Genomic DNA, 6610 nt, shown 5'->3' with positions numbered 1-6610 from the left:
CGTATTGTTCGAAATACAACCCTATTGAGCATCGCGTATTCCCGCATATCACCCGTGCCTGCAAAGGTGTTCCTCTGGAATCCGTTGAGATGGCAAAGCACTACATAGAAAAAACAGAAACGACCAAAGGGCTGAAAGTGGTTGAAAGAATTATCGACAAAGTGTTCGAAACCGGGCGTAAATATGCCACTGACTTCAAAAAGAACATGGCCATTCAGTTCGATAAATTCTTGCCAAAATGGAACTATGTCGCCATGCCCTGTACCTGCTGAAATCGGGAAGTTATTCAGGGACTATTCCTTAGGCATAAATTGTCCAAACGGACGTTTTATGACTTTAGGGATATAAAAGTCTTTAGTCGCATAAAATTTGGTCGGAGCGAGAGGATTTGAACCTCCGACCCCCACAACCCCATTGTGGTGCGCTACCAGGCTGCGCTACGCTCCGACGCATGTGTAATTATCAGCAATCACACTGACTCGCTAAGCACTTTGACAGTGCGAAAGTGAGTAAAATCGATGTTACATGAAAGTTGCTGATTTGCAAGTTATTGATGTTTATAGAAGTTGACGGAACTTTATGGGTTTTTCAGGGACGAACACTCGACCCTATTGTAATTTAACAGGAAAAGCCCCATCTTAGAGTTTATGACCAGTCTGATAGTGGTTAGTCACTGTTTTTCAGGTTGTTTTCCTGATGAAGGCTGTTCATTTCACCAACTGTACTGATTGTCTGTCGAAAAGCGTGTTGTCTATTAAGGTACAACTATTTAAGTACAACTAGAGTACAACGACAGGCAGAACTGGTATTGAAGATTAAGGGGCTGAGCTATGGATAATAAAGATACCCTGCAACCATCAGAGAGCTACGATCTGCCGTTGTTGCCCCTCCGTGATGTTGTGGTTTACCCCCATATGGTGATTCCGCTGTTTGTTGGACGGGATAAGTCCATTCAGGCGCTGGATATTGCCATGGCGGCGGACAAGCGCATTCTGCTTGTCGCCCAGAAAAGTGCGCAAACCGATGAGCCCGAAGTAGAAGACCTTTTTTCAGTGGGTACCGTGGCCAGTATTCTTCAGCTGCTGAAGCTACCGGATGGCACTGTAAAGGTGTTGGTGGAAGGTGAGTCCCGCGTATCGATCGATTCTATTTTTGAAGAAGAAGGACTGGTTAAAGCCAGCGTCAGCGAACAGGTTTCTGAACAGATCGGCGAGCGTGAAGGCGAGTTGCTGGTGCGTTCTGTCATGTCGCAGTTTGAACAGTATGTGCAACTTAGTAAGAAAGTACCTAATGAAGTGCTGAGTTCACTGTCTGGTATTAAAGACCCTGCCAAGCTGGTGGATACCATCAGCGCCCATATGCCCATGAAGATCGAAGACAAGCAGAAGATGCTTGAAATTGCCGATTTGGGTGATCGCCTCGAATACCTGATTGGTATTATGCAGGGCGAGATGGATTTTCTGCAGGTGGAGAAAAAGATCCGCGGCCGCGTTAAAAAGCAGATGGAAAAAAGCCAGCGGGAGTATTACCTGAATGAGCAGATGAAGGCCATTCAGAAAGAGTTGGGCGATATGGATGATGCGCCTAATGAGCTGGAAGATCTGAAAGCGAAAATTGATGACGCTGGCATGACTGAGGAAGCCAAAGAGAAAACTCTGGCAGAGTTGGCCAAGCTGAAAATGATGTCGCCTATGTCTGCCGAAGCGACGGTGGTGCGCGGGTATATTGACTGGATGCTCAGTGTTCCCTGGAAAAAGCGCAGCAAAGTTCGTCACGATTTAAAGCGTGCCCAGGATATTTTGGAAGCGGATCACTATGGCCTCGAAGAGGTCAAAGAGCGGATTCTTGAATATTTAGCGGTACAAAAGCGCGTTCGCAAACTGAAAGGGCCGGTTCTCTGTTTGGTGGGGCCTCCGGGTGTCGGTAAGACCTCTCTTGGTGAATCCTTGGCTCGCGCCACCAATCGTAAGTTTGTGCGGATGGCGCTGGGTGGTGTTCGGGATGAAGCTGAGATAAGAGGTCATCGTCGTACGTATATTGGTTCCATGCCCGGTAAGCTTATCCAGAAAATGGCAAAGGTTGAGGTGAAGAATCCTCTGATTCTGCTGGATGAGATCGATAAAATGGGTTCCGACATGCGGGGCGATCCGGCGTCTGCATTATTAGAAGTGTTAGATCCGGAACAAAATAACTCCTTTAACGATCATTATCTGGAAGTGGATTACGATCTGTCGGATGTTATGTTTGTTTGTACATCCAACTCCATGGATATTCCAGGTCCATTGCTGGATCGTATGGAAGTGATTCGGATTCCTGGTTACACCGAAGATGAAAAACTGAATATTGCCATGCGCTATCTGGTGCCTAAGCAAATCAAACGCAGTGGCTTAAGAAAAGATGAGCTGTCTTTTGATGATGCCGCGATTCTGGATATGATTCGTTACTACACCAGAGAAGCTGGTGTCCGTGGCCTTGAACGGGAGATTGCGAAAGCCTGTCGTCGTGCAGTGAAACAGGAGGCGCTGTCTGAAAAAAATCGTATTTCTACAGTCTCTACCGAAACGCTGGAAACCTTCCTGGGCGTTCGCAAGTTCAACTATGGCCGCGCAGAAGATAAAGATCAGATTGGTCAGGTAACCGGTTTGGCCTGGACCTCTGTCGGCGGTGAACTGCTGACCATCGAGTCTGTGGCCGTACCTGGCAAAGGTCAGATTATCAAGACGGGTTCTCTTGGCGACGTCATGCAGGAATCCATTCAGGCGGCGTTAACGGTGGTTCGTTCTCGTGCTGCGGCGCTGGGGATTGATCCTGAGTTTCATCAGAAGAATGATTTGCACATTCACGTGCCGGAAGGTGCGACGCCGAAAGATGGCCCCAGTGCAGGTATCGGTATGTGCACGGCGTTGGTTTCAATTCTGACGGGTATTCCGGTGCGTGCAGATGTGGCCATGACCGGTGAAATTACCTTGAGAGGTCAGGTGCTGGCGATTGGTGGTTTGAAAGAAAAACTGCTGGCGGCGCATCGTGGCGGTATTCGCAAAGTGCTGATCCCTGAAGAGAATCGTCGTGATTTGAAGGAAATTCCTGACAACATCAAGGCGGATCTTGAGATTATTCCAGTCGAGTGGATTGATGAAGTTCTGGAAGTTGCCCTGCAGCATATGCCAGAAGCCTTGCCAGAAAAACCACTGGATTTGGCGAAAGGTAAGGGTGATTCTGCTGAAGGGAGTGATGAGCGAGTAAAAACTCACTGATCACCACGCTGTGAAAATGTTGTGAGGTGGTGGCCATAATTGGCCGCTACCCAGTGACTATCAGCCTGTCAGCGTATTTATTGGGTTGACAGGCTGAACTCGCCGTTGGTATAAAGTGCGGCTGGTTCTAATGTTGATCAGCCACTATGCCCTCTAAGGCAGGCTGTTTAAACATGGTAAGTGTATTAAACGACAGTCCCTTATCCTGTCAGTGCGCATCCATCAGAAATATCCAGAGTCTGGCTTCGTTCTAGGTTATCCCTCCGGGTCTAATCTTTACGGGTTGCTTGACCTCAGGTCATACTGTTGCATACTGCTTTTCAGGTATTCTTCGTTGAATCGAAGTCGCTGGGATTGTTTTATTAACTCAAGGTGTTCAAATAGCATCCGACTATTGAAAATATGGGTTGATAACTGGTTTTAATGTACCAAGATGCCTTTATGACGCTTGTTTTTCCTGTGAAAATGCAGCAGCATATCGGTCGCATACTATTGGGTAGGTAGTGGACACACGGCGCCGAACACATGGCGACCATGAAATCCGGGTCTATCCTCATTAATGATTGAAATCGCATCCTATTAAGAAGGGGAGTCGAGTGAACAAGTCCGAGCTTATTGATGCTATTGCTGAATCTGCTGACATCTCCAAGGCTGCCGCTGGCCGTGCCCTGGACGCAGTAATCGGTTCTGTTACTGGCGCTCTGAAAGATGGCGAACAGGTTGTTCTGGTAGGCTTTGGCACATTCTCTGTGAAAGAGCGTGCTGCACGTACTGGCCGTAACCCACAGACTGGCGAGCCAATTCAAATTGCTGCTGCGCGCATCCCAAGCTTCAAAGCTGGTAAGGCTCTGAAGGATGCCGTGAACTGAGCCTGAATTCTTAATAGAATTCTTCGGTTCAGATTCATCAGGTGGACAGGGCAGGGTTCCACATGAGTCATCAGGGATTTTCTGCCAGTTCACCCGAAAGCGCATCCGTTGATGCGCTTTTTTTTTACCAAAAAAGCCCGGTCTTCATCGCCGGGGATGAAGAGAAGGGTCTGCGTATACTGGGCTATACCAATTCTGCTTTTAAATTATGGGCTGTGCAGCCATTTTGGTCGACTGGATCTGCGTTGAAGTTCCTCGCCATAGCTACGGCTATGACTCGTCTCTTCGCCTTGCCCAGCCGGCCAAAATAACTTGCTCACTCCATAATTTAAAAGCGACATTGGTATTACTGGTAAATGCGGTTCTGGTACCTGAGGTTTTTATGCTGCAATCAATGAGGGACAAAGCGAAAAGCTGGGTGACGTTTATTGTCGTCGGCATTATCGCTTTCATGATGGCCATTACTGGTCTTGAAACATTGGCGCCCAATCCGAATAACCCTGAAGTGGCGTCGGTGAATGGTAAGGATATCACCCGGGCAGAGCTGGCTCAGGCGGTAGATCAACAACGTCGTATGTTAGTACAGCAAATGGGGGCTCAGTTTGACCCTGCCATGTTGGACGATGAACTCCTGCAAAGTTCTGTACTGAATTCGTTGATTGATCGTCAGTTGCTGTTGAGCAGCGCTGAAGATCAGAAAATGGGTGTGGGCAATGCGCAGATTGATCAGATTATTCTGTCCATGCCGCAGTTCCAGCAGAATGGCCGTTTTGATAAAGATCGCTATCAAATGATGGTGCGCAGTTATGGCATGTCGCCTCTGCAGTTTCGCGATGTGCTGCGCTATGAAACGCTGCTTCAGCAAGTGCGTTCCGGTATTGTGAATACTGAATTTGTCACTCAGAAAGAGCTGATGCGCCTGCAAAGCCTCGAAGGTCAGACTCGGGATTTATCCTGGGTGATTCTGTCTGCTGAAGCGGTTCGTAACAGTATTTCGCCCAGCGAAGAAAACATCCAGTCCTACTACGAGACGAATCAAAGTCAGTTCATGACGCCGGAGCAGGTGGTTGTGGATTATGTGGTGCTGAATAAGAAAGATCTGGCCAGCAATATTGAGGTCAGCGATGACGATATTGCCGCTGAATATGAGTTCCGTATTGAGCAGTTGAAGCAGCAGTCCGGCAACAACCCTCACGTGTCCGTTATCCTCATTCAAACCGGCGACAGTCGAAGCTTCGATGAAGCAACTGCCCGTGCTGAAGAAGTCATCGGCAAGTTGAATGCGGGAGAAAGTTTTGAGGCGCTGGCAAAAACCTATTCTGATGACCCAATGACTGCAGAGAAAGGTGGAGATCTGGGTGCAGTAGCGCCAGGCTTCCTGGGCGATGAGTTTGATGAAGCGGTGGCTGAGCTGTCAGTTGGAGACGTTTCAGCGCCCATTGAAACTGACTACGGTCTGCAGATCCTTACGGTGACTTCGAAAGATGACGTAAACGTGCCGACGCTTGCTTCCATGCGCTCTGAGATTGAAGCGTCGCTGAAGCAAAGTGAAGTAGATTCGCTCTATCTTGAACAGGTTCGTGAGTTAGCAGACATCAGCTTTGAAGCATCTGATCTGGCTCAACCTGCGGAGCAGCTTGGTCTGTCGATCACCACCAGTGAAGCGTTTGGCAAGTCGGGTTCTGATGCGGGTATTGCTACGGATCCTCGTGTTCCTGCAGCGGCGTTCAGTGAAGACGTGCTGAGTCTTGGTGCTAACAGTGAATTGATCGAGTTGACGCCGGAGCAGTCTCTGGTGCTTCGGGTTAAAGAGCATCGTAAGCCAGAACTGATTCCTCTGGATGCGGTTCGGGAAAACATCGTTGTTGCTCTGAAGCGTGAAGACGCTGCTCGGGAACTCGCCGCTCGATCTGAAGCAGTGCTGAAAGGTCTACAGGACGGTGCGATGCTGAACGTTGTAGCTGCAGAGCGGGAACTGGAAGTCACTACCAGTGAAAAGGCAACAAGAAATCAAGCCGGTGTTCCTGCTCAGTTGCTTCAGGCGGCGTTTAAAATGCCACACCCAGGTGACAACGTATCCTATGACACTGTTGAATTAGCCAATGGTGATTATGCGGTGATTTCGCTGTCCGCCATTTATCCAGGTGAGGTGGTTGGTGACTCGCAGCAACTGAAAGGGTTGGGGCAGTTCATTGCAGCAGGCAATGGTCAGGTTATGTTTGAAGAATACCTGTCTAGCCTGAAAGCCCGTGGCAAAGTGGATATTCTGATTAACGACGAGTGATTTTTATCGCTGTTTAATGAAAAAGGTCGCCGTTGTGCGACCTTTTTTTGTGTTAGGGAAGTGGCAGCAATTCCCGCTGACAGCTTATTAATGCTCAAATTAATTGGTAATTCAAACCGCCATTTATTCAGGACGAACGAAGTCACGCTGACTAATGAGCAACAATATCCGCAAGTTCTAAACACAGGTTAAACAGGACTATC

General features: G+C 48.4%; 5 protein-coding genes and 1 tRNA gene. 5 read left to right on the top strand and 1 reads right to left on the bottom strand.

Annotated elements, in window-relative coordinates; all coding sequences use genetic code 11:
- Positions 1–272, top strand: a 272-nt coding sequence (locus AKL11_RS23365; protein WP_436404700.1) for an ISAzo13-like element transposase-related protein, incomplete at its 5' end; no start/stop codon positions are given.
- A 98-nt stretch (positions 273–370) separates the two neighbouring features.
- Here AKL11_RS23365 and AKL11_RS23360 read toward each other — a convergent pair.
- Positions 371–447 (bottom strand) — tRNA-Pro (locus AKL11_RS23360).
- A 383-nt stretch (positions 448–830) separates the two neighbouring features.
- On the opposite strand from AKL11_RS23360, the gene lon reads away from it, so the two are divergent.
- The 4 genes from lon to AKL11_RS23340 all read left to right on the top strand — a co-directional run bounded on the left by lon (position 831) and on the right by AKL11_RS23340 (position 6407).
- Positions 831–3254, top strand: a complete 2424-nt coding sequence (lon, locus tag AKL11_RS23355; protein ID WP_067522592.1) for an endopeptidase La — start codon at positions 831–833, stop codon at positions 3252–3254.
- Between the two features lie 596 nt (positions 3255–3850).
- Positions 3851–4123 carry an HU family DNA-binding protein gene (locus AKL11_RS23350; protein ID WP_067522589.1) on the top strand — a complete coding sequence of 91 codons (273 nt, stop codon included), beginning with the start codon at positions 3851–3853 and terminating at the stop codon, positions 4121–4123.
- Positions 4124–4185: 62 nt separating this feature from the next.
- A complete protein-coding gene (locus tag AKL11_RS25810; RefSeq protein ID WP_067522587.1) occupies positions 4186–4434 on the top strand; it encodes a hypothetical protein in 249 nt (82 codons plus the stop codon).
- A gap of 71 nt (positions 4435–4505) precedes the next feature.
- Positions 4506–6407, top strand: coding sequence for a SurA N-terminal domain-containing protein (locus AKL11_RS23340; protein ID WP_067522584.1), 1902 nt, complete (start codon positions 4506–4508; stop codon positions 6405–6407).
- Positions 6408–6610: the final 203 nt, after the last annotated feature.

Source organism: Endozoicomonas ascidiicola (assembly GCF_001646945.1).
Taxonomy (GTDB): domain Bacteria; phylum Pseudomonadota; class Gammaproteobacteria; order Pseudomonadales; family Endozoicomonadaceae; genus Endozoicomonas; species Endozoicomonas ascidiicola.
The sequence above is the reverse complement of the archived record's forward strand: the minus strand, read 5'-3'. Positions and strand labels throughout refer to the sequence as shown.

What these genes read in the sequence shown, in the direction of transcription:
- lon (WP_067522592.1), top strand. Translation starts at nt 831, where the DNA reads ATGGATAATAAAGATACCCTGCAACCATCAGAGAGCTACGATCTGCCG.
- AKL11_RS25810 (WP_067522587.1), top strand. Translation starts at nt 4,186, where the DNA reads ATGAGTCATCAGGGATTTTCTGCCAGTTCACCCGAAAGCGCATCCGTT.
- AKL11_RS23340 (WP_067522584.1), top strand. Translation starts at nt 4,506, where the DNA reads ATGCTGCAATCAATGAGGGACAAAGCGAAAAGCTGGGTGACGTTTATT.